Annotated in this window: 22 protein-coding genes and 3 tRNA genes; 10 read left to right on the top strand and 15 right to left on the bottom strand. The window is 69.7% G+C overall.

The window, feature by feature from the left end; translation table 11 throughout:
- Window positions 1–4 precede the first annotated feature (4 nt).
- Window positions 5–379 carry a hypothetical protein gene (locus BN39_RS17620; protein WP_019203769.1) on the top strand — a complete coding sequence of 125 codons (375 nt, stop codon included), beginning with the start codon at window positions 5–7 and terminating at the stop codon, window positions 377–379.
- A gap of 4 nt (window positions 380–383) precedes the next feature.
- Here the strand turns inward: BN39_RS17620 and BN39_RS17615 are convergent, their stop codons facing one another.
- On the bottom strand, window positions 384–1,250 hold the full coding sequence (locus BN39_RS17615; RefSeq protein WP_019203768.1) for a LysR family transcriptional regulator: 867 nt from the start codon (window positions 1,248–1,250) through the stop codon (window positions 384–386).
- 123 nt (window positions 1,251–1,373) lie between these two features.
- Here BN39_RS17615 and BN39_RS17610 point away from each other — a divergent pair, with 123 nt between their 5' ends.
- On the top strand, window positions 1,374–2,699 hold the full coding sequence (locus BN39_RS17610; RefSeq protein WP_019203767.1) for an NAD(P)/FAD-dependent oxidoreductase: 1,326 nt from the start codon (window positions 1,374–1,376) through the stop codon (window positions 2,697–2,699).
- On the opposite strand, the gene BN39_RS17605 is transcribed toward BN39_RS17610, so the two are convergent.
- Window positions 2,640–3,860, bottom strand: coding sequence for an Ig-like domain-containing protein (locus BN39_RS17605; protein WP_040768186.1), 1,221 nt, complete (start codon window positions 3,858–3,860; stop codon window positions 2,640–2,642). The two genes, BN39_RS17610 and BN39_RS17605, sit on opposite strands and share 60 nt — an antisense overlap.
- A 175-nt stretch (window positions 3,861–4,035) precedes the next feature.
- Between BN39_RS17605 and BN39_RS23710 the strand changes: the two genes are divergently transcribed.
- Entirely contained in the window at window positions 4,036–4,209 is a 174-nt protein-coding gene (locus tag BN39_RS23710) for a hypothetical protein (RefSeq protein ID WP_019203765.1), read from the top strand.
- A 168-nt stretch (window positions 4,210–4,377) separates the two neighbouring features.
- On the opposite strand, the gene BN39_RS17600 is transcribed toward BN39_RS23710, so the two are convergent.
- The 3 genes from BN39_RS17600 to BN39_RS17590 all read right to left on the bottom strand — a co-directional run bounded on the left by BN39_RS17600 (window position 4,378) and on the right by BN39_RS17590 (window position 7,035).
- Window positions 4,378–5,490, bottom strand: coding sequence for a GGDEF domain-containing protein (locus tag BN39_RS17600; RefSeq protein ID WP_159103262.1), 1,113 nt, complete (start codon window positions 5,488–5,490; stop codon window positions 4,378–4,380).
- A 189-nt stretch (window positions 5,491–5,679) separates the two neighbouring features.
- Window positions 5,680–5,752 (bottom strand) — tRNA-Lys (locus BN39_RS17595).
- 113 nt (window positions 5,753–5,865) lie between these two features.
- Window positions 5,866–7,035 (bottom strand): acyl-CoA dehydrogenase family protein, encoded by a 1,170-nt coding sequence (locus tag BN39_RS17590; RefSeq protein ID WP_019203763.1) that lies wholly within the window; start codon window positions 7,033–7,035, stop codon window positions 5,866–5,868.
- A 72-nt stretch (window positions 7,036–7,107) separates the two neighbouring features.
- Here BN39_RS17590 and BN39_RS17585 point away from each other — a divergent pair, with 72 nt between their 5' ends.
- Window positions 7,108–7,632: a PH domain-containing protein gene (locus BN39_RS17585; RefSeq protein ID WP_019203762.1), complete on the top strand. Its 525-nt coding sequence runs from the start codon at window positions 7,108–7,110 to the stop codon at window positions 7,630–7,632.
- A complete protein-coding gene (locus tag BN39_RS17580; RefSeq protein ID WP_019203761.1) occupies window positions 7,619–9,130 on the top strand; it encodes a PH domain-containing protein in 1,512 nt (503 codons plus the stop codon). The genes BN39_RS17585 and BN39_RS17580 overlap by 14 nt, the downstream gene beginning before the upstream one ends.
- Here the strand turns inward: BN39_RS17580 and BN39_RS17575 are convergent.
- Window positions 9,117–9,596 (bottom strand): nitroreductase family deazaflavin-dependent oxidoreductase, encoded by a 480-nt coding sequence (locus BN39_RS17575; protein WP_019203760.1) that lies wholly within the window; start codon window positions 9,594–9,596, stop codon window positions 9,117–9,119. The two genes, BN39_RS17580 and BN39_RS17575, sit on opposite strands and share 14 nt — an antisense overlap.
- A 59-nt stretch (window positions 9,597–9,655) precedes the next feature.
- Window positions 9,656–10,534 (bottom strand): peptidase S1, encoded by an 879-nt coding sequence (locus tag BN39_RS17570; protein ID WP_148281523.1) that lies wholly within the window; start codon window positions 10,532–10,534, stop codon window positions 9,656–9,658.
- A 190-nt stretch (window positions 10,535–10,724) separates the two neighbouring features.
- On the opposite strand from BN39_RS17570, the gene putP reads away from it, so the two are divergent.
- Entirely contained in the window at window positions 10,725–12,224 is a 1,500-nt protein-coding gene (gene putP, locus BN39_RS17565; protein WP_019203758.1) for a sodium/proline symporter PutP, read from the top strand.
- A 185-nt stretch (window positions 12,225–12,409) separates the two neighbouring features.
- Here the strand turns inward: putP and BN39_RS17560 are convergent.
- A tRNA-His gene (locus BN39_RS17560) sits at window positions 12,410–12,482 on the bottom strand.
- A gap of 90 nt (window positions 12,483–12,572) precedes the next feature.
- A complete protein-coding gene (gene orn / locus BN39_RS17555; RefSeq protein WP_019203757.1) occupies window positions 12,573–13,172 on the bottom strand; it encodes an oligoribonuclease in 600 nt (199 codons plus the stop codon).
- 33 nt (window positions 13,173–13,205) lie between these two features.
- On the opposite strand from orn, the gene BN39_RS17550 reads away from it, so the two are divergent.
- Window positions 13,206–14,753, top strand: coding sequence for a helicase HerA-like domain-containing protein (locus tag BN39_RS17550; RefSeq protein ID WP_019203756.1), 1,548 nt, complete (start codon window positions 13,206–13,208; stop codon window positions 14,751–14,753).
- A gap of 110 nt (window positions 14,754–14,863) precedes the next feature.
- Here BN39_RS17550 and cmrA read toward each other — a convergent pair whose 3' ends face one another.
- On the bottom strand, window positions 14,864–15,670 hold the full coding sequence (gene cmrA / locus BN39_RS17545) for a mycolate reductase (protein ID WP_019203755.1): 807 nt from the start codon (window positions 15,668–15,670) through the stop codon (window positions 14,864–14,866).
- Between the two features lie 134 nt (window positions 15,671–15,804).
- On the opposite strand from cmrA, the gene BN39_RS17540 reads away from it, so the two are divergent.
- The gene (locus BN39_RS17540) at window positions 15,805–16,278 is read left to right on the top strand and encodes a DoxX family protein (RefSeq protein ID WP_019203754.1); all 474 of its coding nucleotides are present in this window, start codon (window positions 15,805–15,807) and stop codon (window positions 16,276–16,278) included.
- A gap of 50 nt (window positions 16,279–16,328) precedes the next feature.
- Here the strand turns inward: BN39_RS17540 and BN39_RS17535 are convergent, their stop codons facing one another.
- Genes BN39_RS17535 through BN39_RS17520 form a run of 4 tightly spaced genes read right to left on the bottom strand, consistent with a single transcriptional unit; the run spans window position 16,329 to window position 20,808 of the window.
- Window positions 16,329–18,359 (bottom strand): NADPH-dependent 2,4-dienoyl-CoA reductase, encoded by a 2,031-nt coding sequence (locus BN39_RS17535; protein WP_019203753.1) that lies wholly within the window; start codon window positions 18,357–18,359, stop codon window positions 16,329–16,331.
- 9 nt (window positions 18,360–18,368) lie between these two features.
- Complete coding sequence (locus BN39_RS17530) at window positions 18,369–18,923, bottom strand: PadR family transcriptional regulator (protein ID WP_019203752.1); 555 nt, start codon at window positions 18,921–18,923, stop codon at window positions 18,369–18,371.
- A gap of 52 nt (window positions 18,924–18,975) precedes the next feature.
- Entirely contained in the window at window positions 18,976–20,241 is a 1,266-nt protein-coding gene (locus BN39_RS17525; protein ID WP_019203751.1) for an oxygenase MpaB family protein, read from the bottom strand.
- 54 nt (window positions 20,242–20,295) lie between these two features.
- Window positions 20,296–20,808: a hypothetical protein gene (locus BN39_RS17520; protein ID WP_019203750.1), complete on the bottom strand. Its 513-nt coding sequence runs from the start codon at window positions 20,806–20,808 to the stop codon at window positions 20,296–20,298.
- Window positions 20,809–20,913: 105 nt separating this feature from the next.
- Here BN39_RS17520 and BN39_RS17515 point away from each other — a divergent pair.
- Window positions 20,914–20,987, top strand: a tRNA-Arg gene (locus BN39_RS17515).
- A gap of 5 nt (window positions 20,988–20,992) precedes the next feature.
- Here BN39_RS17515 and BN39_RS23985 read toward each other — a convergent pair.
- Entirely contained in the window at window positions 20,993–21,121 is a 129-nt protein-coding gene (locus BN39_RS23985) for a hypothetical protein (protein ID WP_256378502.1), read from the bottom strand.
- Window positions 21,122–21,289: 168 nt separating this feature from the next.
- Between BN39_RS23985 and BN39_RS17510 the strand changes: the two genes are divergently transcribed.
- Complete coding sequence (locus tag BN39_RS17510; protein WP_019203748.1) at window positions 21,290–22,711, top strand: CitMHS family transporter; 1,422 nt, start codon at window positions 21,290–21,292, stop codon at window positions 22,709–22,711.
- Window positions 22,712–22,719 lie beyond the last annotated feature (8 nt).

Here is a 22,719-nt window from a genome sequence, read left to right as displayed (position 1 = left end):
GGTCATGGCCACACAGGACGAGACCCCCGGTCGGGGTCGCACGCGCATCCGCAACCTCGCGAGCGCGGCGATGAACGCGGACGTCACCATCGATCAGGCGACCGCGATCATCGACGGACTCGGCGACACCATGCAGCGCATGGACGCCACGATGTCCGACTTCGATTCGACCCTCGTCCGGATGAACCGCGACCTCGACGAGTTCGAGTCGCTCATGGCGGCGATCGCCGCCACGGTCGCGCGCACCGATGCGGCGATCACCAAGGTCAACGCGCTGCTGGACGTTCCGACCGCGGCGCTCGGCGTGGCGGGAAAGGCGATCGCCGGGCCGGTGGACACCGTCGGCGCGTTGAGTCGTCGGTTTCTGCACCGGGACTGACGTCTCAGCTCCGCCGGTACCCGTTCGATAGCCCGACGAGGAGCTCCGCGATCAGGGGATTCGGCGTCGCGTCGGTGCGCAGCACCGCGGAGACCGGCAGCGTGAACGCCGCCGCCCGTCGGGTGACGATCCCGGGCTGGCGCGGGTCCTCGTAGAGCAGGGTCCACCCCTCCGGGTGGGTGATCAGTTCGAACGCGACGGGGTGCCCGTCGCGGATCTCCGGGCCGAGCCGTACCGCCAGGCCGTCGGCCGCGAACACCTTCTGAACGAGCCGGTGCAGCAGCACCTGCTCGTGCACGGGCGGGAGGAGGAGCGGGTACTCCGCCAGCTCGGCGGCGGAGGGCGTACGGCCGAGCGCGGCGAGCGGGTGCCGCTCGGAGAACGCGATGAGCGGGTGATCCACCCAGAGTGGTTCGAGGTAGAGGCCGGGTTCGTCGACGGTGCCGCGGACGAGCGCCAGATCGGCCTCGCCGGAGTCGACGGCGGCGATCCGCTGGGCGAACGGTTTGATCAGGAAGTCGATCTCCGATCCCGGGTGCCGGTCGCGGACGGTCGCGATGGCGCCCAGGGCCGACCGTGCGAAGGACATGTTGGCCGCGAGCCGGATGCGGTCCGGGCGGGGCCGGACCGCATCGGCCGCCTCGTCCCGGAGGCGGAGCAGCTCGCGGGCGCGGGGGAGCAGCGTCTCGCCGGCCTCGGTGAGCGCGACGTGCCGCCCGGCGCGGGTGAACAGCTCCGCGCCGAGCTCCTTCTCGAGCGTCGCGATCTGATGGCTCACCGCCGACTGGGAGACGAAGCACCGCTGCGCGGCGCGGGAGAAGCCGCCGCTGTCGGCGACCGCCACCAGGTACTCGAGCTGCCGGAACTCCATTCCGCCATTATATGAACAGAACAGATGGATCGCATCGAAAAGTCAGTGGTGGACCACGTTGAAACGGGCGAATCCATCGGGTTACCTGGTAATAGACCAACCGTCAGAGAGAAGGAGAAGGTCATGCGCAGCACCCACGTCGTGGTGATCGGCTCGGGCTTCGGCGGCCTCGCCGCCGCGAAGCAGCTCGCCAAGTCGGGTGTCGAGACCACCCTCATCTCGGCCAACGGCGAGCACCTCTTCCAGCCGCTGCTGTACCAGGTGGCCACCGGCGTCACCGAGGGCGAGCGGATCGCCCCGCCGATCGCCGAGGTCCTGCGCCGGCGGCGCACCGTCGACACGATCACGGGCTACGTGACCGCCGTGGACGCCGAGCGCAAGGTGGTCACCTACGCCACCGCCGACGGCGTCGACGAGATCGCCTACACCTACCTGATCGTCGCCGCGGGCGCCGCGCAGGCGTACTTCGGCCACGACGAGTGGGCCGACCGCACCTTCGCCCTGAAGACCCTCGACGACGCGACGGCACTGCGGGCCCGGCTGCGTGCCGCGTTCGCGGCTCCCGCCGACAGCCCGGAGCGCACCGTCGTGGTGGTGGGCGCCGGCGCCACGGGCGTCGAGGTCGCCGGCCAGGTCGCCGAGCTCGCACGTCGCCACCACCGCGGCGCGGAGGCCCGCATCCACCTGGTGGAGGGCGCAGCCGATGTGCTGCCGTTCTACGGCGGGAAGCTCTCGGCGTACACCCGCGCCACCCTGGAGAAGGCGGGTGTCATGGTGCACACGGGCACCTTCGTCACGGCCATCGAGGACGGCGTCGTCACGGTGAAGGACGGGGCCGGCGCCGAGCGCGACATCGCCGCGGGCACCGTCGTCTGGTCGGCCGGCGTGCGCGCCACTCCGCTGGCCGGCGTGATCGCCGAGGCCACCGGTTGCGAGACCGACCGCGCCGGAAGGCTTCTCATCAACCGCGACCTCACCGTGGGCGGCCGCGCCGACGTGTTCGCGATCGGTGACATGACCGGCCTCGGCGCCCTGCCCGGGCAGAGCCCCGTCGCGATGCAGCAGGGCCGGCACGCCGCCGACATCATCCGCGGCGTCACGGGACCGGGCACGCACTTCCGCTACCTCGACAAGGGCAGCATGGCCATGATCGACACCCCGCACGCGGTGGTCGAACCGCCGCTGGGCCTGCCCAGGCTCACCGGGCTGATCGCGTGGGCGGGGTGGCTCGCCGTGCACCTCTACTACCTGGCGGGCATGGCCAACCGGGTCGCGGTGCTCCGCGACTGGCTCCGGGCCTTCGCCGGCGACGCCCGCCCCGGTTTCGCCGCGAACGGCGGTGCGCCCCAGGCGGCCCCGGCGGCCCCCGCCGCCGAGGAGCGGGTGGCGTCAGCCGACCTTGGCGTTGCCGGCCTTCCAGACGGACCACGGAACGTTCCAGTCGCCTAGTCCGTCGGCGCCGGCCAGCGTCTCGCCGGTCGTGTCGGAGACCTTGACGATGTCGCCCCGTTTGGTGTTGTCCATGAACCACTTCGCGTTCTCGGGGCTCACGTTGAGGCAGCCGTGCGAGACGTTGCTGACGCCCTGCTGGCTGATCGACCACGGGGCGCTGTGCACGTAGATGCCGCTGTAGGACATCTGCGTGGCGTAGTCCACCAGGGTGCGGTAGCCGTTGGACGAGTTCACGGGGACGCCGTACGTGGAGGAGTCCATGATCATCTGCGGGCGGTGATCGCCGATCAGGTAGGTCCCGTTCGGGGTCGCGTTGTTGGGCTCGCCCATCGACGTGGGCATGGTCTTCTCCAGCTTGCCGTTGCGCGTGACGCGGATGATCTTGTCCTTGTCGGAGACGGTCGCGATCACCTCGTCGCCCACGGTGAACCGGGTGGACTCGTCCTTCTGGCCGAACGTACCGTTGCCCAGGTCCACGCCGTAGATCTTCACGTCCACGTTCACCTTGGTGCCGGGCTTGAAGTAGCCCTCCGGGCGCCACCGCACCTCGGACGGGCTGATCCAGTAGAAGGCGCCCTCGACCGCGGGTTCGGTGGTGACCTTGATCGCGCGCTGCGCGGCGACACGATCGCCGATCCGCTCGTCGAACTTCACGCCGACGGTCTGGCCGACGCCCACCGTCGAGTTGTCGGCGGTCGTGAAGTACGCCTGCGCGAGGTTGTTCGGCGACTCCGTCGAGAACGTCTCGTTGGCCACGTTGACGCCGCCGATGCCGTTCGCCTCGGCCCGCAGCTTGTACTGCTTGTTGTAGCCCAGCGGTTCGGTGTTGTTCCAGGAGCGGCCGTCGTCGGCGAGCTTGCCGGCCACCTCCTTGCCGTCGGGGTTGGTCATCGTGACCTTGGTGAGCGTGCCGCCGGCCACCGACACGCGCACCGGGACGCCGGGTGCCACGCTGACCGCGCCGTCCTTGACGGTGGAGGTGATCTGCGGGCGCAGCAAGTCGAACAGGGGAGTGGAGTCGGTGATCTTCTGATCCTCGGGCGGGAGGGGCAGCGCGTCGTTGGCGGAGCTGGAGCATGCGGCCACCAGCACCGTGGTCAGGATCGCGGCCACCACCGTGGTGAGGACGCGACGGGACACGGGGGGACGGATACGCATACTCACTCCACGGGGGTTACGACGCCTCACGGCACGACCGATTGCGCCCGATTCTAGCCGGGGCGGGCCGGGCAGGGCGAACCGGTACCGTGCCCCTATGAGCAGCGGTGACGATGGTGACGGTCGGGGCGGATCAGGCGAACGCAAAGGGCCTTGGGGTGACCGGGGTTACAACATGCTGGCCCTGTGCATCGGCCTGGGTGTCGTGTTCGGGGCGGTGGTCGGATCGATGCTGTTCGACAACACCGCCATCGGCGTCTCGTTCGGCATCGCGCTCGGCGTCGCCTTCGCCGTGCCGCTCGGATACGGGGCGGGCAAGGACGACGAGGACGACGACGAGGGCGCCTGACGTCCCGGGCTCGACGGTGCGTGGGTGAGGCCTGGGGAGAAACGCTGCGGGGGAGCAGGTGAGGGGGTCGCTCCCCAGGCCGTCCTCATAATACCTTCGTCACGCTAATAAAAGAACCCTTTACTCCGCCGCGCTCGCGCAGGCCGCGTCGCCTCCATACGACCGGTGTCATGCCTCGTAGACGACCACAGCATTGCCGGTGAGTTTCGCGCGATACATGGCGGCGTCGGCCCGCAACAGGAGCTGCGGTAGCGACGCCGCGGTGATCGCCTCGTGCGACACGCCGATGCTCAGGGTGCACCGGCGACGCTCGCCCGGGGGCGTTGAGGACTCGTTCGCGACGTGGCGGATTCGTTCGGCCAGGTCGACGATCTCGCCCGAGTGATCGCAGAACGCCAGGACTGCGAACTCGTCCCCGCCGAGACGGCCGACGTACGCCTCGGCGGCGGCGGTCGCGTAACCGATCATCTCCGCCGTCTCGAGAAGGGTCGCGTCACCGGCGACGTGGCCGTGCACGTCGTTGACCGTTTTGAAGCCGTCGTGGTCGATCATGATGATCCCGACGTGGCACAACCTTGGACGCCTCCGCTGATACCGCGTGATTCGCGAGCTCGACAACCGGTAGAACCCTCGCCTGTTCAGGGTGCCGCAGAGTCCATCGGTGTCGGCGGCGACGGCGTCCTGCGACATGAGAGCCATTCCGACATAGACGATCCCAGGCAGTACCACTGTCACGATCACGAGTATTCCGATGTCGGTGACCGTGGTCAGCATCCCTGATTCGGTCAACAGGCGGGGCGCGAAGTACACGATCGCCGAGATCGCGATAGTGGCGTGCGCGAGGCTGGCCGCCACCGGGAGGACGGACGCGGCGAAGGTCGCGGTGAGGACTATGGCCATCGCTCCGACGGCACCGGTCCCTGCTGACTCCTGGGTCGTGCTCACCAGGACGATCGACAGGCAGCAGGTGAGGACGAACGCGGCTGCGGCCGGTAGGGCGGGCGGAGGTCCGGTGAACCAACGGACGCACCAGAACAGGCCGATCGCCGCGCCCGCCGAACGGATCACGGTGACGGATGCGCCGCCGCCGGGGTCGGCAACGATCAGAGCGGCGGCCGCTGCTCCGAGCGCCAGCGAGGTCAGCGCGATGGCGATCCGGAACCCGCGCAGCAGCCTTCTCGACGCGAGGTATCCGATCCGCGCCTGATAGTCCGGTCCGGCGTGCATCCATCGAAGGGGTGCGTGCGCCGACCCGCTCCGGCCGGCGCTCATATCTGCCATGGCAAACATTGTCTGGTATCTCGTCGCAGCGCGGGACCCGCCCTGCCGATTGGGAGGACCGGCCTTCGCCTGCGAGGTTCCCGACGGTTCGTGGCTTTCACGGGCGATTCGGGGGGCACGAGTGGCGATCGAGGTACGCCGGAGAAGCATGAAACCCCTTCCGACCAGTGTCGAAAGGGGTTTGCGCTGTGCGCCATCAGGGACTCGAACCCCGAACCCGCTGATTAAGAGTCAGCTGCTCTGCCAATTGAGCTAATGGCGCGTACTCGCCCGCTCGCGGGGCTTCCCGCTCGCTTGCGCGCTGAAGAACTTTAGCAAGCGGCGCGCGGAAAAGTGAAATCGGCTGCTCAGGGGGTGTATCCGGCGCCGAGCGGATCACCGGAACGCGTCGAGACCCGTCAGTTTCTGGCCCAGAATCAGGGTGTGCATCTCCACGGTGCCCTCGTAGGTGAGCACGCTCTCCAGGTTGTTCGCGTGCCGGATCACGGGGTACTCCAGCGAGATGCCGTTGGCGCCGAGGATCGTGCGGGCCGTGCGGCAGATCTCGATCGCCTCGCGCACGTTGTTGAGCTTGCCGATCGAGACCTGTTCGGGTCGCAGCCCGGCGGAGTCCTTGAGCCGCCCGAGGTGCACGGCGAGCAGCACGCCCTTGACGTACTCCAGTGTCATATCGGCCAGCTTCTGTTGCGTGAGTTGGAAACCGCCGATCGGCCGGCCGAACTGCTCCCGCTCCACGGCGTACCGCTGCGCGCACTCCAGCGCCGTGCGGGCGGCACCCATTGCGCCCCAGACGATGCCGTACCGCGCCTCGCTCAGGCACGACAGCGGACCCTTGAGGCCCCGGACGTCGGGGAAGGCGGCGGACTCGGGGACGCGCACACCGTCGAGCACGAGCTCGGAGGTCACGGACGCCCGCAACGATATCTTGTGCCCGATGGTGTCGGCGGCGAAGCCGGGGGAGTCGGTGGGCACGGCGAAGCCGCGGATCCCCTCGTCGGTCTGCGCCCACACCACGGCGACGTCGGCGACGGATCCGTTGGTGATCCACATCTTCCGGCCGTCGAGGATCCAGTCGGTGCCGTCGCGACGGGCGCGGGTGCGCATGTGCCCGGGATCGGATCCGTGGTCGGGTTCGGTGAGGCCGAAGCAGCCGACGGTCTCGCCGGCGGCCATACCGGGCAGCCACCGCTGCTTCTCCTCCTCGCTCGCCCAGCGCCAGATCGCGAACATCGCCAGCGAGCCCTGCACCGAGACCATCGACCGCAGGCCGGAGTCGCACGCCTCCAACTCCATACAGGCGACGCCGTATTCGCTCGCGGTCATGCCCGCGCAGCCGTAGCCCTCCAGATGCATGCCCAGCACGCCGAGCGAGCCGAGCTCGCGCATCAGACCGCGCGGATCGTCGAGGGTCCCGGCCTCGAACCAGCGCGCGACGTGCGGCTCCACCCGGGCGGCGCACAGCGCTCGCACCGAGTCCGCGATCTGCCGCTCGGCGTCGGTGAACAGCCCGGCCAGCCCTGCCAATTCATCGGGATGCGTCGTCATGGGACCTCCTGCCGGACACCCTAGTGCCGCGGGCGCTGGCCCCGGGTGTGAAGCTCATGCTTAGGTGGGCACATGACCGTCCCCGGAAGCCCCGCCGAAACCGGCGCCGACGAGGTGCTGCGGCCGCCCGCACATCAGGTGTCGCCCAAAGCCAAGACGTGGTGGGCGGTGCGCGCCGCGATCCCGTGGATCATCGTGATCCCCGTTCTCACCGTCGGCGTCGCGGTGATCCCGGCCGTGCCGTGGTTCGTCGCCGCGTTGCTCCTCGTGGTGCTGCTCGCGGCGGCGGGCGCACACCTGTACGTGATGCCGCGGTTCCGGTACGCGTTCCACCGCTGGGAGGTGAACACCGTCGCGGTGTACTCCCAGTCGGGGTGGCTCACCCGCAACCGCGTGCTCATTCCCATCTCGCGGGTGCAGGTGATCGACACCGTCGGCGGCCCGCTGGAGCGCTCCTTCGGCCTCTCCACCGTCACGGTCACCACGGCGTCGTCGGCCGGTACGGTCCGCATCTCCGGACTTCCCACGGAGGTGGCGCAGTCCATCGCGGCCGGCCTCACCGTGAGCGCGGCGGGGGACACCGATGACGCGACCTGACGAGGAGAACTGGAACCGGCTGTCACCGTGGGGGATCGGAACCCGCGTCGTCAAAGCCGTGCCGTCGCTGATTCCCGCGCTGATCGGTGTGTTCTTCCTCGGGCGCTCGGTGGGCCCCGTCGTCGCCGTCGTCGCCGGCCTCGTGATCAGCGCCCTGGTCGGCTTCCTGCCGTGGCTCACCACCCGCTGGCGGGTCACCGAGGACCAGCTGGAACTGCGCCGGGGGCTGGTTCAGAAGACGTCCGCGACCGCTCGCAGGGACCGGATCCGGAGTGTTGACGTGACGGCGGGCCCCATCGAGCGGGTGCTCAAGCTCCGCAAGGTCGAGGTGGGGACCGGTGTGGGAGGAAAGGATTCGGCTCTCGTCCTCGATCCGATCCCCGCCGACGTCGCCGAACAGCTCGGCCGGGATCTGCTGCGTCGCAGCCCGGTCGCGGAAGCGCCCGCGGATGACGTCGATCCCGGGAGCGCGGCGCCCTCGCAGGAGGAGATCACGGAAGAACAGCTCGCGCGGTTCCGCCCGGCGTGGATCCGGTTCGCGCCCTTCTCCCTCACGGGATTCGCGGTGGTGGCCGCCGGCGTGGGTATCGGCTTCCGCATCGTCGACGATGCGGGCCTGCAGGAGCGCGGCTCCGAGCTCGCCCAGTCGTGGTTCTCCCAGCTGCTCGACCTGGGACCGGCGGTCATCGCGGTGGGCGCGATCGTGCTCCTGGTGGTGCTGTCGGTCCTGGTGTCCGTCCTGTCGTACGTGGTGGCGTTCTGGGGCTTCAGCCTGGTCCGCCGGTCCGACGGTGCGCTGCACATCCGCCGCGGCTTGATCTCGACCGTCGCGGCCACGATCGAGCGCAAGCGGGTGCGCGGCGTGCAGGTGCACGAGCCGGTGCTCATGCGCGTCCCGGGCGGCGCGAAGCTGCGCGCGATCGCGACGGGCACGGACCGGAATCCGATGCTGCTGCCGCCCGCCCCGCGCGCCGAGGTGCTCGCCGTCGCGGACGACGTGCTCGAACGCGCCGGCGCCACGGAGCTGCCGCTCGTGCCGCACGGCCCGGCCGCCCAGCGGCGCAGGCTGACTCGCGCCCTGCTCGCCTCCGTGATCGTCGCCGCCCCGCTCGTCGTGGCCGCGGTCCTGCTGCCCGGGTGGTGGGCGGCGCCTGCGCTCGTCGTTGCCGCGGTGGCACTCCTGTCGGCGCCGGTTCTCGCCCGGATCCGCTACCGCAACCTGGGCTCGGCGGCCGACGGCGAGCTGGTGGCGATCGGCGCGGGCACTGTGGCGCGCACGCGCACACTCCTCGAGTACGACGGGGTGATCGGTTTCGTCACGTCCGAGACGCTGTTCCAGCGCCTGGCGGGCGTCGGCACACTGACGATCGCGACCGCGGCGGGGGCGTCGAGCGCCGTCGACGTGACGATGCAGCGGGCCGCGGCGACCGCCCGCGGGATCGACGCGGAGATCGTGGCGCCGTTCCTGGAGCCCACTCGGGGGATCAGCGGGGACTGAGCCGGTACAGCTTGATCCGGCGGTTGCCCGCGCGGACCACGTAGTCGTCGTAGGCGGGCCACACTTCGACGATCGCCGGCCACAGCCGTTTCCGGTCCGACTCGGACATGCGCTTGGCGCGCACCGGGATTCGCCGGGTGCCCAGCAGGACTTCGGCGTCCGGACTGGATTCCAGGTTGTACGACCACGCGGGGTGGTGCTGCTGCCCGAAGTTGGACGCGATCACCACGAAGTCCTTCCCGTCACGCACGTACAGCAGTGGCACCGAGCGGGCCACGCCGCTGCGCCGCCCCACCGTGGTGAGGGTCAACTGGGGGAGGAGCGCTTCCGGGACCAGGTGCACGTGTCCGCGGCTGAGCCGGGTGACCGCCTTGTCGAGCGGCACCGTCGCCCGGATCGCACGCGACACCGCGGGATGGCGCCCCAGCTGCAGCATCCGGGACTTGAGGGATTCCGCCGTCGTCATGGCGGAATTGTACGCAGTGCGCACGGGCGCCGGGCGGCGAAACGCCCGGCGGCGGACCGTCAGCGCGTGGCGAGCTGCGCGCCACCCGCCGATCGGAGCACCGCGTTGAGCGAGTAGTACTGCGTGAGCCGCTGGGTCACCGCGCCCGATTCACGGTCGGTGAGGGTGACCGCGTCGGTGATGATCCCGAGTGCCGCGTTGTCGGTGGTGCGGATCAGCGGGCCGCCGCTGTCGCCCTGGACGGTCTGGATGTCGGTGACGACCCAGTCGTTCATGACCTTGGTGACCTTGCCGCAGGCATATCCGTTGACGGACCCCAACTGGCACACCGGATCACCCGGCCGGGCGGTGCCCACTGTCCGCGGCGCGATCCGCGGCGACGACGCGAGCAGTTTCACCTGCGGGTCGGTCAGCCGGAAGGTCGCCCAGTCGGGCTGGAACGGGTCGGTGGGGGAGAAGTGGCCCGGGCGCTTGGGGTCCTCTTCGACCTTGGGCGACGCGGACTGGACCACCTCGCCGACGATCCACTTCTTCACGCCCACCGGCTGCTGCGGGGCGCCGCAGTGGCCGGCGGTGACGCCGAGGCGCTCGCCGTTCGGTGCGGTCACGGCGAATCCCATCGTGCACTGCAGCGATTCGAAGCGTCCGCCGCCGAGGGACCGCTGGAGGATGTCGATGCGCTCGCCGGGCGCGACCGAAGTGGGGGCCGGGTTCTTCGTCGGGGCCGCGGGGGCCTGGCTCGACGGTGCCCCGGGCGCGCCCGGCTTGGGGGTGCCGGGCTTCGGGGCGGCGGGCTTGGGGGAGGGCGACGGTGCCGCGGGGGTCGACGGTGCCGCGGCGGCGGTCGCCGGCATCATCACGGCGCCGGATACCGCGATGGTGACCACTCCGATCGTCCAGCGTCGAAGTGCAGCACCGGTGCGCGTACCGTCGGCCAAGATCTAACCCCCCGGGTCGTGGTCGTGAGTTCGGCGCGCGTCGTAAAGCGCCGCAGAAATGTGGGCCCGAGCCTACCATTTCGGCTTGGACGATCTCGACCGAGATCAGCGCGCCGAAAAGGGTTTCGATACGTGCACTCCGAGTGCACCAACGGCGACCCTCGCGGCCGGAACTTCAAGGGAGACACCCGTGTCGGACCAGACGTACCAGACGATCGCAGTGACCCTGTACTTCGCCGCCATGCTGTGCATCGGGTGGGTGGCCTACACCCGCACGCGTGACAGCCTCGACGACTACATGCTCGCCGGGCGCGGCCTCAAACCGTGGGTCGCGGCGCTCAGCGCGGGGGCCTCGGACATGTCCGGCTGGCTCCTCATGGGGCTGCCCGGCGCGGTGTACGCCAAGGGGCTCGTGGAGGCCTGGATCGCGATCGGCCTGACCGTCGGGGCATGGCTGAACTGGAAGTTCGTGGCGCCCCGGCTGCGCTCCTATACGGAGGTCGCGGGCAACTCCATCACGATCCCCAGCTTCCTGGAGCACCGGCTGCGCGATCAGTCGCGGTCGCTGCGCATCGTGTGCGGCCTGATCATCCTGATCTTCTTCACCTTCTACGTCTCCAGCGGCATGGTGGCCGCGGGCAAGTTCTTCGACAGCACCTTCGGGGTCCAGTACATGCACGGGATGCTCATCGTCGCGGTCGTGACCATGATCTACACCCTGTTCGGGGGTTTCCTCGGGGCGACCCTCACCGACGTGGCACAGGGGTTGCTCATGCTGGCCGCGCTCGTCGCCGTTCCGATCGTCGCCCTGATCAACGTGGGCGGACCGTCGATCACCATCGACACGGTCGAGAAGGTCAACCCGGACTTCTTCAGCCTGTTCGCGGGCGGCACCGCGCTCGGGATCATCTCGGCCGCCGCGTGGGGGCTCGGCTACTTCGGCCAGCCGCACATCATCGTGCGGTTCATGGCGCTGCGGACGCCGCAGGAGGCCACCACGGCCCGTCGTTTCGGGATCGGCTGGATGGTGGTCTCCGCCGTCGGCGCGATCGCGACCGCGTTCATCGGCATCGCCTACTTCGCGCTGAACCCCGAGCGCGCGCCCAAGGATCCGGAGACGGTGTTCCTGGTGCTCGCGCAGATCATGTTCCACCCGTTCGTGGCAGGACTGGTGCTCGCGGCGGTGCTGGCCGCGGTCATGTCCACGATCTCCTCGCAGCTCGTGGTCTGCAGCTCGGCGCTCGTGGAGGACCTGTTCAAGATCTTCGCCGAGCGCACCGGCCGCGCGCCGACCATCAGTGACGCGATGTACGTGCGGCTCGGCCGGCTGGGCGTGCTCATCGTCGCTGTGATCGCCGTGCTGCTCGCGATCGACCCGTCGGACAGCATTCTGGACCTCGTCGGCTTCGCGTGGGCGGGCTTCGGCGCCTCGTTCGGGCCGGTGGTGATCCTGTCCCTGTTCTGGCGCAAGCTGACTCACGCCGGTGCACTCGCGGGCCTCATCGTGGGCGCGGCCGTCGCGTTCATCTGGGGCCAGTGGCCGCCCGTCGACCTGTACGAGATCGTCCCCGGCTTCATCGCCAACGTGATCGTCGCCGTCGGCGTGAGCCTCGCGACCTACAAGGACGACCCGTCGGTGGACGAGGAGTTCGACCGCGCCGCCGCCCTCGCGGCCAAGCAGCCCGCCTGATCCCGCGAGGGGCGGCGGCGCGAGTCGAGAACAGGCACGCCGTCCGGCTGGTTGCCCAGGCCTTCGGCGCCGGTCGGAGCTTGTCGCAGGTGGAGGGGGCGCTGACGGGTCTGGTGATGAGTGTGGCGATACGAAAAAGCCCGGCCTGTCAACGCGGACGTTGAGAGACCGGGCTTTTCATCCGGGGTGGATGACGGGACTCGAACCCGCGACAGCCAGAATCACAATCTGGTGCTCTACCAACTGAACTACACCCACCAGGTGCCTGGGATCGCCAGGCTCGGAGTACTTTACCCGACGTCGTATATCGAAAGCGAATCGGTATCGTCGCAGCCCTGACCTGCGGCGTCAGGCCGGGCCGAGCTCCTCGGCCTTCTGTGCGATCTCGTCCGTCGAGGGGCCGGGGGCGGGAACGAAGGCGGTGCTCCGGTAGTACTTCAGCTCCCGGATCGACTCGCGGATGTCGGCCAGCGCGCGGTGCGCGAGGCCCTTGTCGGGCTGGCCGAAGTAGATCCGCGGGTACCAGCGGCGGCACAGTTCCTTGATCGAGCTCACGTCGACCATCCGGTAGTGCAGGAACTCGTCCAGCTCGGGCATGTCCCGGGAGATGAAGCGCCGATCGGTGCCGATCGAGTTGCCGGCCAGCGGCACCGTCCGCGCGGTGTCGATGTGTTCCCGCAGGTAGGCCAGCACGGCCTCCTCGGCCTGACGGACGGTGACCGTCGATGCGCGTACCTCCTCGGTGAGCCCGGACTTGGCGTGCATCTCCGTCACCACCGGCGGCATCGTGGCCAGCGCGAGGTCGTCCGCGTGGATCACCAGGTCCACCCCCTCACCCAGGATGTTGAGGTCCCCGTCGGTCACCAGGGCGGCGATCTCGATGAGCTTGTCGGAGGTCAGATCGAGGCCGGTCATCTCACAATCGACCCACACCAGTTTGTCGTCCACGCGCGCCAGCGTATCCAAGCTAGGGTTTCCCCCGTGACTGACAATGCGAACTCGCCGGCCCAGACGATCGCGGCCGGCTACGAATTCTCGGGCCCGGCGCTGGAGCTGGGCACCGTCCTGGTGGACGGCACCGTCGACCCCGCGGCCAAGGTGCGCATCCCGCTGGCCATGATGAACAGGCACGGCCTCGTCGCGGGCGCCACCGGCACCGGCAAGACGAAGACGCTGCAGCTCATCGTCGAGCAACTGTCGGCCAACGGCGTCCCCGTCGTGCTCGCCGACATCAAGGGCGACCTGGCGGGCCTGTCCAAGCCCGGCGAGGCCAACGACAAGACGGCGGCCCGCGCCACGGACACCGGCGACGACTGGAAGCCCGCGACCGTACCGACCGAGTTCGTGTCGCTGGGCACCGGCGGGATCGGCGTGCCGATCCGCGCCACCGTGTCGGCGTTCGGCCCCATCCTGCTGGCGAAGGTCCTCGGCCTCAACGCCACCCAGGAGTCGGTGCTGGGCCTCATCTTCCACTGGGCAGACCAGAACCAGCTGGAGTTGCTGGACCTCAAGGACCTGCGCTCGGTGATCGCCTACCTCACGTCCGCGGAGGGCAAGGCGGACCTCGAAGGCATCGGCGGCGTCAGCAAGCAGACCGCGGGCGTCATCCTGCGCAACCTCGCCAATCTCGAGGCCGACGGCGGCGACACCTTCTTCGGCGAGCCCGAGATCGACATGGGCGACCTGCTCCGCACCGCGGGCGGCCAGGGCGTGGTGACCCTGTTCGAGCTGGGGGAGCAGGCGGCGCGGCCGGCGCTCTTCTCGACGTTCCTCATGTGGATCCTGGCCGACCTGTTCGAGTACCTGCCCGAGGCGGGCGACCTGGACAAGCCCAAGCTCGTGTTCATCTTCGACGAGGCCCACCTCCTGTTCGCCGACGCCACCAAGGCGTTCAAGGACCAGGTGGAGCAGACGGTGAAGCTGATCCGCTCGAAGGGCGTGGGCGTGTTCTTCTGCTCGCAGCTGCCCACCGACATCCCGAACCCGGTGCTCAGCCAGCTCGGCGCCCGCATTCAGCACGCCCTGCGCGCCTTCACCCCGGAGGACCAGGCGGCACTGGCCAAGACCGTGAAGACGTATCCGACGTCCAAGGCGTACAAGCTCGACGAGGCACTGACCAGCCTCGGCATCGGCGAGGCGATCGTGACGGTGCTCTCCGACAAGGGCGCGCCGACGCCGGTCGCGTGGACCCGGTTGCGGGCGCCCCGTTCGCTGATGGCCGCGATCGGCGACGATGCGGTCCGCTCCGCCGCGCAGGCGTCGCCGCTGTGGGGCAAGTACTCCCAGACGGTCGACAACCTGTCGGCGTTCGAGAAGTTGTCGCAGAACGCACAGCAGGCACAGCAGGAGAATGCGCCCGCCGAGCAGGCGCCTCCGCCGCCGCCCGCGCCCAAGAACGAGGAGGAGGAATCCTCCTGGGTCTCCGACATGATGGGCAACCCCGCGGTGAAGTCCTTCCTGCGGTCCGCGGCGTCCAGCGCCGGACGTGAGCTGTCCCGCAGCATCTTCGGAACCAAGCGTCGCCGCTGAGCCTCCCGCCGCTACAGAAATCGCCGCTCGCCCCGCACATGTACGGGGCGAGCGGCGATTTCTGTAGCGCGGTGACCCGTCACAATCCGGCAGGTCGGAGTGCTCCCTGGCTACTCGCCCGCGAGCTTCTTGTACATCTGCCCCACGATGGGCGCCATGATGCGTCGCGGGGTGTAGAAGCCCGCCAGCGACATTCCCTTGGAGAGCAGGCCCGGAACGATGCGCATCTGATTCTTCTCCAGCGCATCGATGGAAACCCGAGCGGTGTATTCGGTGTTGACCCAGAGGAATTCGGGAACGACCTTCTCCACGGTGGAGCGATCCTCGGGATCGGGCAGCTCGGTGCGCACGGGGCCGGGCGCGAGCAGCGTGACATGCACGCCGAGGGGCTTGACCTCGCCGCGCAGCGATTCGGAGAAGGTGTTCGCGAACGCCTTCGAGGCGGCGTACGTGGCGTTGTTCGGGATCGGCATGTTGCCGGCCGCCGAGCCGGTGATGAGAACGCCGCCGGCGCCGCGCTTGACCATCTGGGGGAGCACGGCCAGCGTGAGATCGTGCACGGCGTTGGCGTTGAGTTCCAGCTGTGCGCGCTCGTACGCGGGGTCGAGGTCGATCACCTTGCCGAACGTGGCGGTCCCCGCGTTGTTGCAGAGGATCGAGATCTCGCGGCCGGCGAGCTCCTTGCACAGCTCGTCGCGTGCGGCCTGGTCGGAGAGGTCCACGCCGCGGACCTCGGCCTCGACGCCGAACTGCTCGCGCAGCGTTGCGGCGAGTTCCTCCATGGGGCCGGTGCTGCGGGCGACGAGGATCACCGAGTGGCCACGACGGGCGAGCTCCGTGGCCAGGGCCACGCCGATGCCGGAGGAGCCGCCGGTGACGACGGCGCGGGCGGACGAATTGGGTGCGGGTACTGGCATGGGTCCAGATCGTATCGGAGCAGCGCGGCGGGTTTCGATCGTGCGGGACCTGGTGTGACGCGTCCTCGAGTGGCGGCGGTCCACCGTGTCGTTTAGGTTAGCCTCACCATTTCTGACCGAACAAAGGTGGAACCATGACTCGCTGGGCGCCGTACTACCTGTCCGCCCTCCGCATCGTCGTCGGCGTGCTGTTCGCGCTGCACGGCGCGGCCACCTTCTGGGGCTTCCTGGGCGGCCACCGGGCGAGCCCCGAGATCTTCGCGTGGCCGAGCTGGTGGGGTGCCCTGATCCAGCTGGTGGGCGGGCTCCTCATCGCCCTCGGCCTGGCCACGCGTCCCGCCGCGGTCATCGCGTCGGGGTCCATGGCCTACGCGTACTTCTTCTTCCACGCGGGAGACGGGCTCTCGCCGCTCGCGAACGACGGTGAGCTCTCCGTCCTGTACTGCTGGGTGCTCCTGCTGTTCGCGTTCACGGGTCCCGGCCCGGTCGGCCTCGACGCGGCGATCGGCCGGCTCCGCGGCAGGGGCGTCGCGCGGGACGCCGGGGCCGGGAAGGAGTCACCGTCGGGCATCGCGGACGAGCGGGATGCGGCGGAGTCGACCGTGTGACGATCGCGATCCGCCGCACCCCGGCCGGCGGCGACGCCCTGACGTAGGCGTCAGAGCGCCGCGGCCACCTCGGTGCCCTGCCGGATCGCGCGCTTCGCGTCCAGCTCCGCGGCGAGCGCGGCGCCGCCGATGACGTGTGCCTTGACCCCGCGCTCGGCGAGGGCGTCGTCGAGGCCGCGGACGGATTCCTGCCCGGTGCACAGGATCACGGTCTCCACGTCGAGCACCCGGGCGTCCTTGTGCTCCTCGCCGAAGGTGATGTGCAGGCCGGCGTCGTCGACCTTCTCGTAGTTGACGCCCTTGAGCTGCTCCACCTTCTTCATCTTCACCGAGGCGCGGTGCACCCACCCCGTGGTCTTGCCCAGTCCGATGCCCTGCGGGGTCGACTTGCGCTGCAACATGTACACCTTCGACCGGGTCGACGGTGCCGGGTCCGGCTTGGTCACGAAGCCGGGCACGTCGCCCTGGCGGGTCACGCCCCATTCGGCGTTCCACTCGTCGAGGTGCAGCGTGGGGGACTTGTCGGTGGTGACGAATTCGGCCACGTCGAAGCCGATCCCGCCCGCGCCCATGATGGCCACGGTGTCGCCGATCTCCTTGGCGCCGCTGATCGCCTCGGCGTAGGTGATGACCTTCGGGTGGTCGACGCCGGGGAACGACGGGACGCGGGGCACCACGCCGGTGGCGATGACGACCTCGTCGAACTTGCCGGCCAGGTCGTCGACGGTGGCCTCGGTGCCGAGGTGCACGGTGACCTGGTTCCGGTCGAGCATCGTGGTGTAGTACCGGATGGTCTCGGTGAACTCCTCCTTGCCGGGGATCTTCGCGGCGTAGCCGAACTGGCCGCCGATCGCCTCCCCGGCCTCGAAGAGCTCCACCTTGTGCCCGCGCTCGGCGGCGCTGACGGCGGCGGAGAGGCCCGCGGGCCCGGCGCCGACCACTGCGACGCGCTTGGCCGAACGGGTCGGCGCGAGAACGAGATCCGTCTCCCGGCCCGCGCGGGGGTTCACGAGGCACGACACCTTCTTGTGCACGAAGGCGTGGTCGAGGCAGGCCTGGTTGCAGCCGATGCAGGTGTTGATCTCGTCGGTCCGCTCCTCGCGGGCCTTGTTCGCCCACTCGGGATCCGCCAGCAGGGGCCGGGCGATCTGCACCAACTGGGCGTCGCCGCGCTCGAGGATCTCCTCCGCGGTGCCGGGCATGTTGATCCGGTTCGCGGCACAGACCGGGATGTTCACGGCACGGGTCACGTCCGCGGTGAAGGCGGCGAACGCGGCCCGCGGCACCGAGGTCACGATCGTGGGCACACGGGCCTCGTGCCAGCCGATGTCGGTGTTGAGGATGTCCACCCCCGCCGCTTCCAGCTTGTGCGCGAGGGAGAGGATGTCGTCACGGGTCTGGCCCTCGTCGACGAAATCCGCCATGGACAAACGGAACACGACGATGAAGTCCTCGCCGCAGCGCTTCCGGATCTCCTTGACGATCTCCACGGGGAAGCGCTGCCGGTTCTCCACGGAGCCGCCCCACCGGTCGGTGCGCTTGTTGGTACGCGCCGCGAGGAACTGGTTGATCAGGTAACCCTCGCCCCCCATCACCTCCACGCCGTCGTATCCGGCCCGCTGCGCGGTGCGCGCCGCGTTGCCGAAGTCCTTGATGGTCTTGCGCACCTCGAGGTCGTGCATCGCGCGCGGCTTGAACGGGTTGATCGGGGCCTTGATCGAGCTGGCCGACGCGCTGAGCGGGTTGTACGAGTAGCGGCCGGCGTGCAGCAACTGCATCGCGATCTTGCCGCCCTCGGCGTGCACCGCGTCGGTGACCTTCCTGTGCAGGAGGGAATCCAACGGGCTGGACATCTTCGCGCCGGCGGGCAGCAGCCATCCGGTGATGTTGGGGGAGTAGCCGCCGGTGATGATCAGGCCGACGCCGCCCTTGGCGCGCGCCGCGAAGTAGGCGGCGAGTTTGCCGATGTCCCACGGCATGTCCTCGAGACCGGTGTGCATGGAACCCATCACGACGCGGTTCTTCAGCGTCGTGTGGCCGAGGTCGAGTGGTTCGAACAGGAGCGGGTACTTGGCTGACATGGCTGATCCTTAATCGGCTGATGTGGGGCTGGGGCTGGGAAGGGCGGCGAGCACCTCGTCGAGCCAGTCGACGGTGCCCTGCTCGGAGAGCACGCCGCCGCGCAGCACGAGGTACTGCTGCAGCTCGGCGCCCGAGAGCGCGTCGGGATGCGGGTAATCGCGGCTCTCGAACGACCGGAACAGCTCGGCGCGCTCGGCGTGCAGCGCGCGGATCCGGTGCACCTCGGCCCGTAGGTCGGGGAGGTCCGACGGTGCGGCCCCCCGGATCTTGGTGGCGAGCTCGCGGCGGTCCCCGGTGTCGGTGCCGGGGGTGCGGATCCACTCGGAGAGCGTCTTCCGGCCGGTGTCGGTGATCGAGTAGACCTTCTTGTCGGGCTTGCCGTCCTGCGCCTGTTCGACGTAGGTGACCAGCCCGTTCTCGGTCATCCGTCCCAGCGTCTTGTAGATCTGCTGGTGGGACGCGCGCCACCAGTGCCCGATCGACCGGTCGAACCGCCGGGTGAGCTGGTACCCGGTGCCCGATCGCTCGCTGAGGGACACGAGAAGCGCATGTTCGAGGGCCACGCTTCGACGCTACCGCGCATCTAGTTGCTATGCAACTAGATGCTTATGCAGGTCAGCGGCGGAGATCTCCCGCCTGGAACGCCGTCTCCTCGTTCCCCAGGGCCCACGCGTGCCAGCGCTCCCACGCCGCGACGGACCGCCGCTGCCACGCGCGGTCCACCGCGGGGCTCACGTGCCGGGCTGCCTCGATGCCCGCGATCACGGGGAAACGCGCCGCGAGATAGATCACGCCGGCCGCGGAGGGTGGAAGGCGGAACCGCCGCCGGTTCCACGGCAGCATGAACAGGCGGGTGTGCCCCGCCTGGACGGTGGCGTGCCACCGCGCGCGGATTCGGTCCCGCCGGGCCTGCCCGGGCTGGGGTGCGAAGGCGGGGACGAAGGATTCGACCAGTTCGCTTCCCGCCGAGCCGGAATCGTGCGATCGGGCGGCGTCGAACATGTACAGCAGGCGCAGGCCGTCGGTCACCGTTCGCGGGTAGATCGCGTCCGTGCGGACGCCCAGCAGGTGGCCCAGGTATCGGTTGAAATGCAGGGCGGCGCGGATCTCGGCGGGAGAGGTGAGGTAGCCGAGCGCGTACAGGCCGCTGGCCGGGCCCACGCTGCCGCCGAGGAGCGTGAGCAGCATCTCGGCCTGGCTGATCGGCAGGCCCCAGCGCTCGCCGTCCCACTCGGGGTGTCGCTGCACACCGCGCCGCACCGATACGTGCATGATGCGCACCCGCATCGACAGGGACCGCCCCAGCGAGCCCGGCGTGAGCAGCGCGCCCGGGCGGCTCACCTCGATCCACCAGCGGCTCGTCTCCAGGAACCGGTGCAGCGCGGACGCGCCCGCGTAGCCACCGGAGAGCGAGAGCGGTACGGCGAGCGATCCCTCGGTGTAGGTGTCCAGCGTGCCGGCGTTGCCCACGGCACCCAGGTCGTAGCCCCACCGCCGCCACACCGCGGCGCCCTCCTCGATGAGCGCGGGGTCCACCCACTCGGGCACGGTCTCGAACTGCGCGAACAACTCCCGCGCCGCGGCCGCCGAATCGGGCTCGAGCGGGTGGTCGGCCAGGGCCGCCTCCACGCCGTCGCGCAGCGCGTCGTCGACGAACGCCCGCGTCGCGTCGGGGCCGAGCGGGCCGTACGTGGTCGCACCCACGAATCGCTCCGCTTCGGGGTCTCCGACGGTGCGCAGTCGGGCGAACTCCTCGGCCACCCCGTCGGCGGGGAACAGGTCGAACCCGGTCGCGCGCAGGACCGCGTCCCGGATGCGACGGTGCGGTCCCGCGCCGTGTGCGGTCGTCCAGCGGAACGCGGTGGGCGCTGCGTGCGTCATGAGCCCACCGTAGCACTATTTGACAACAATCGTTGTCACCTGGTGTCGGGCCCGTCAGCGGAGGTCGAAGGTGTTGTCGGGCCGGAGGGTGAAGCCGTGCTCGCCGGCCGTGCACGAAAGCTCCGTGGGGGTCTGCGCGCACCGCACGCCGTCCACGGCGACTGCGGCGCCGGCGGGGAGTGCCGGGCCCCGTTCGTAGACGTAGAACCCCTGCTGCACCTGTTCGACCTGCGCGGCGGACTGCGGGCTCGCGGTGAGGACCTGCTGCCGGCCGGTGACCTCCCAGCACCCGGCGGTGGGCGTGCCTGGCGTGGCCTCGTGCCGGGGCAGGATCGCGCACCACGCTCCCCACGGCGTCGTGAAGCTGAGCGCGCCGCCGGTTGTGCGGTACGGCGCGGGATCGGTGCCCGACGGGGCTGCGGTCGAGGAGCCGGCCGCAGGTGAAGCGGCCGTGCTGGGCTCCGGCGATGGGGCTCGGGAAGGTTGCGGGTCCTGTCCGCAGCCTGCGAGAAGCCCGAGGGCGGTGGCCGCGGCGGCGACGGCGGCGATCCGGTGGAATCCGTGCATGATGTGCTCCGTCCAGGAATTCGTGCCTCGAACAGCACATCGCGCCGCCGCACCGCCGTCGTTACCCGGGTGGGGTGCCTGTCTTAGAATGACCTGCGCACCACTGCCTCCGTAGCTCAGTTGGATAGAGCAAGGGCCTTCTAATCCCTAGGTCGCAGGTTCGATTCCTGCCGGGGGCGCACGATCACGGCCAATCGCACGTCACCGCGTCCTTGAAGGCGACGCACGTCGTCTTGCTCTTCTCCGTCCCGTACTCGTTCTGCCATGTGACCACCTCGCCGCCCTCGGGGCTCGCCCACGGTTGCCACGTCATCAGGCCGTTCAGGAGGAGCCCGGCGAACACGATGAGCGCGGGCAGTACGCCCGGGCGACGCGCGAAACGCGCAGAAGTGTGAGTAAGACGCACAAGCGCGCGCTGTGAACTCCGTCACCCCCATGCTCCTCGTGTCACCACGACCACTGATCCACGAGGAGAAAGCCCATGCTGACAGTCCTGGGACTGACCATGGTCGCGGCGTTCATGGTCGTCATCATGACCCGCCGCGCGACACCGATCGTCGCCCTGATCGCCGTACCGGTGGTCTTCGGGCTCCTGGCCGGAGCGGGCACCGGCATCGGCAAGATGATCACCGAGGGCATCAAGGACCTCGCGCCCACCGCCGCCATGCTGTTCTTCGCCATCATCTTCTTCGGCGTGATGATCGACGTGGGGCTGTTCGATCCGGTCGTCCGCGCCGTCGTCCGGCTCGTGGGGGAGGACCCGGCCAAACTGGTGCTCGGCACCGCGATCCTCGCGGGCGTCGTCTCGCTCGACGGTGACGGCTCCACCACGTTCATCGTCACCACGTCGGCGCTGCTGCCGCTCTACCTCAAGCTCGGCGTCAGCCCGGTGGTCCTCACCGTGGTCGCGGGCCTCGCGAACGGCACCATGAACATCCTGCCGTGGGGCGGCCCGACCGCTCGCGCCGCGGCCGCGCTGAAGATCTCGCCCTCCGACGTCTTCGTCCCGATGATCCCGTCGCTCATCGTGGGCATGATCGTCGTGCTCGCCTTCGCCTGGCACCTGGGCCTCATGGAGCGGAAGCGCATCGGCAGCATCGTGATCCGCGACCGAGTCCTCGCCGGTGCGGGTGCCGGCGGTGGTGCCGACGCGGACGTGCCCGCCACCGTCGGCACCGGCTCGGGCGGCACCGACTCGGGCGGGACCGGTGCGGGAGGGGCCGATGTTCCTGCCACTGGCTCCGCCGACGGCGACAGTGCCCTCACCCCGATCTCGGGCGGCCTCGGTAACCCGAAGTTGCTGTGGTTCAACGCCGCCCTGACCGCCGCACTGCTGGCGGTGCTCACCCTGGACATCCTGCCCATTCCGGTGCTGTTCATGATCGCCGCCGCGATCGCGCTGGCCGTGAACTTCCCGCGGGTCGCGGATCAGCAGGAGGCCATCACCCGGCATTCGAAGTCGATCGTCTCGGTGGTCGGCATGGTCTTCGCCGCCGCCGTCCTCACCGGAGTGTTCAAGGGCACCGGCATGGTCGAGGCGGTCGCCACGTGGGTCACCGGCATCATCCCCGAGTCCCTCGGGCCGCACCTCGCCGTGATCACCGGCATCCTCTCGATCCCGTTCACGTTCCTGATGTCCAACGACGCCTTCTACTTCGGGATCCTGCCGGTGCTGTCCGAGACCGCGGGCAACTACGGCATCTCCGCCGCGGAGATGGCCCGCGCCTCCATCACGGGCCAGCCGTTCCACATGCAGAGCCCGCTGGTGCCCGCCATCCTGTTGCTCGTCGCGCTGGCCGGTGTCGGCCTGGCCGACCACCACAAGAAGGTGCTCTGGCGCGCCGCCGTCGTGTCCATCGTGATGCTCGTCGTCGGCGTCCTCCTCGGCCAGATCCCGTTCTGACCGCGCCG

The sequence above is a fragment of the Tsukamurella sp. 1534 genome (assembly GCF_000312385.1).
Taxonomy (GTDB): Bacteria; Actinomycetota; Actinomycetes; order Mycobacteriales; family Mycobacteriaceae; genus Tsukamurella.
Note: the sequence above shows the minus strand (reverse complement) of the source record. Positions and strands in the feature narration are given on the sequence as shown.

Bases quoted from the DNA above. Each gene is read 5' to 3' on its own strand.
- BN39_RS17620 (WP_019203769.1), top strand. From the start codon at position 5: ATGGCCACACAGGACGAGACCCCCGGTCGGGGTCGCACGCGCATCCGC.
- BN39_RS17615 (WP_019203768.1), bottom strand. From the start codon at position 1,250: ATGGAGTTCCGGCAGCTCGAGTACCTGGTGGCGGTCGCCGACAGCGGC.
- BN39_RS17610 (WP_019203767.1), top strand. From the start codon at position 1,374: ATGCGCAGCACCCACGTCGTGGTGATCGGCTCGGGCTTCGGCGGCCTC.
- BN39_RS17605 (WP_040768186.1), bottom strand. From the start codon at position 3,860: ATGCGTATCCGTCCCCCCGTGTCCCGTCGCGTCCTCACCACGGTGGTG.
- BN39_RS23710 (WP_019203765.1), top strand. From the start codon at position 4,036: ATGCTGGCCCTGTGCATCGGCCTGGGTGTCGTGTTCGGGGCGGTGGTC.
- BN39_RS17600 (WP_159103262.1), bottom strand. From the start codon at position 5,490: ATGGCAGATATGAGCGCCGGCCGGAGCGGGTCGGCGCACGCACCCCTT.
- BN39_RS17590 (WP_019203763.1), bottom strand. From the start codon at position 7,035: ATGACGACGCATCCCGATGAATTGGCAGGGCTGGCCGGGCTGTTCACC.
- BN39_RS17585 (WP_019203762.1), top strand. From the start codon at position 7,108: ATGACCGTCCCCGGAAGCCCCGCCGAAACCGGCGCCGACGAGGTGCTG.
- BN39_RS17580 (WP_019203761.1), top strand. From the start codon at position 7,619: ATGACGCGACCTGACGAGGAGAACTGGAACCGGCTGTCACCGTGGGGG.
- BN39_RS17575 (WP_019203760.1), bottom strand. From the start codon at position 9,596: ATGACGACGGCGGAATCCCTCAAGTCCCGGATGCTGCAGCTGGGGCGC.
- cmrA (WP_019203755.1), bottom strand. From the start codon at position 15,670: ATGCCAGTACCCGCACCCAATTCGTCCGCCCGCGCCGTCGTCACCGGC.
- BN39_RS17540 (WP_019203754.1), top strand. From the start codon at position 15,805: ATGACTCGCTGGGCGCCGTACTACCTGTCCGCCCTCCGCATCGTCGTC.
- BN39_RS17535 (WP_019203753.1), bottom strand. From the start codon at position 18,359: ATGTCAGCCAAGTACCCGCTCCTGTTCGAACCACTCGACCTCGGCCAC.
- BN39_RS17525 (WP_019203751.1), bottom strand. From the start codon at position 20,241: ATGACGCACGCAGCGCCCACCGCGTTCCGCTGGACGACCGCACACGGC.
- BN39_RS17520 (WP_019203750.1), bottom strand. From the start codon at position 20,808: ATGCACGGATTCCACCGGATCGCCGCCGTCGCCGCCGCGGCCACCGCC.
- BN39_RS23985 (WP_256378502.1), bottom strand. From the start codon at position 21,121: ATGACGTGGCAACCGTGGGCGAGCCCCGAGGGCGGCGAGGTGGTCACA.
- BN39_RS17510 (WP_019203748.1), top strand. From the start codon at position 21,290: ATGCTGACAGTCCTGGGACTGACCATGGTCGCGGCGTTCATGGTCGTC.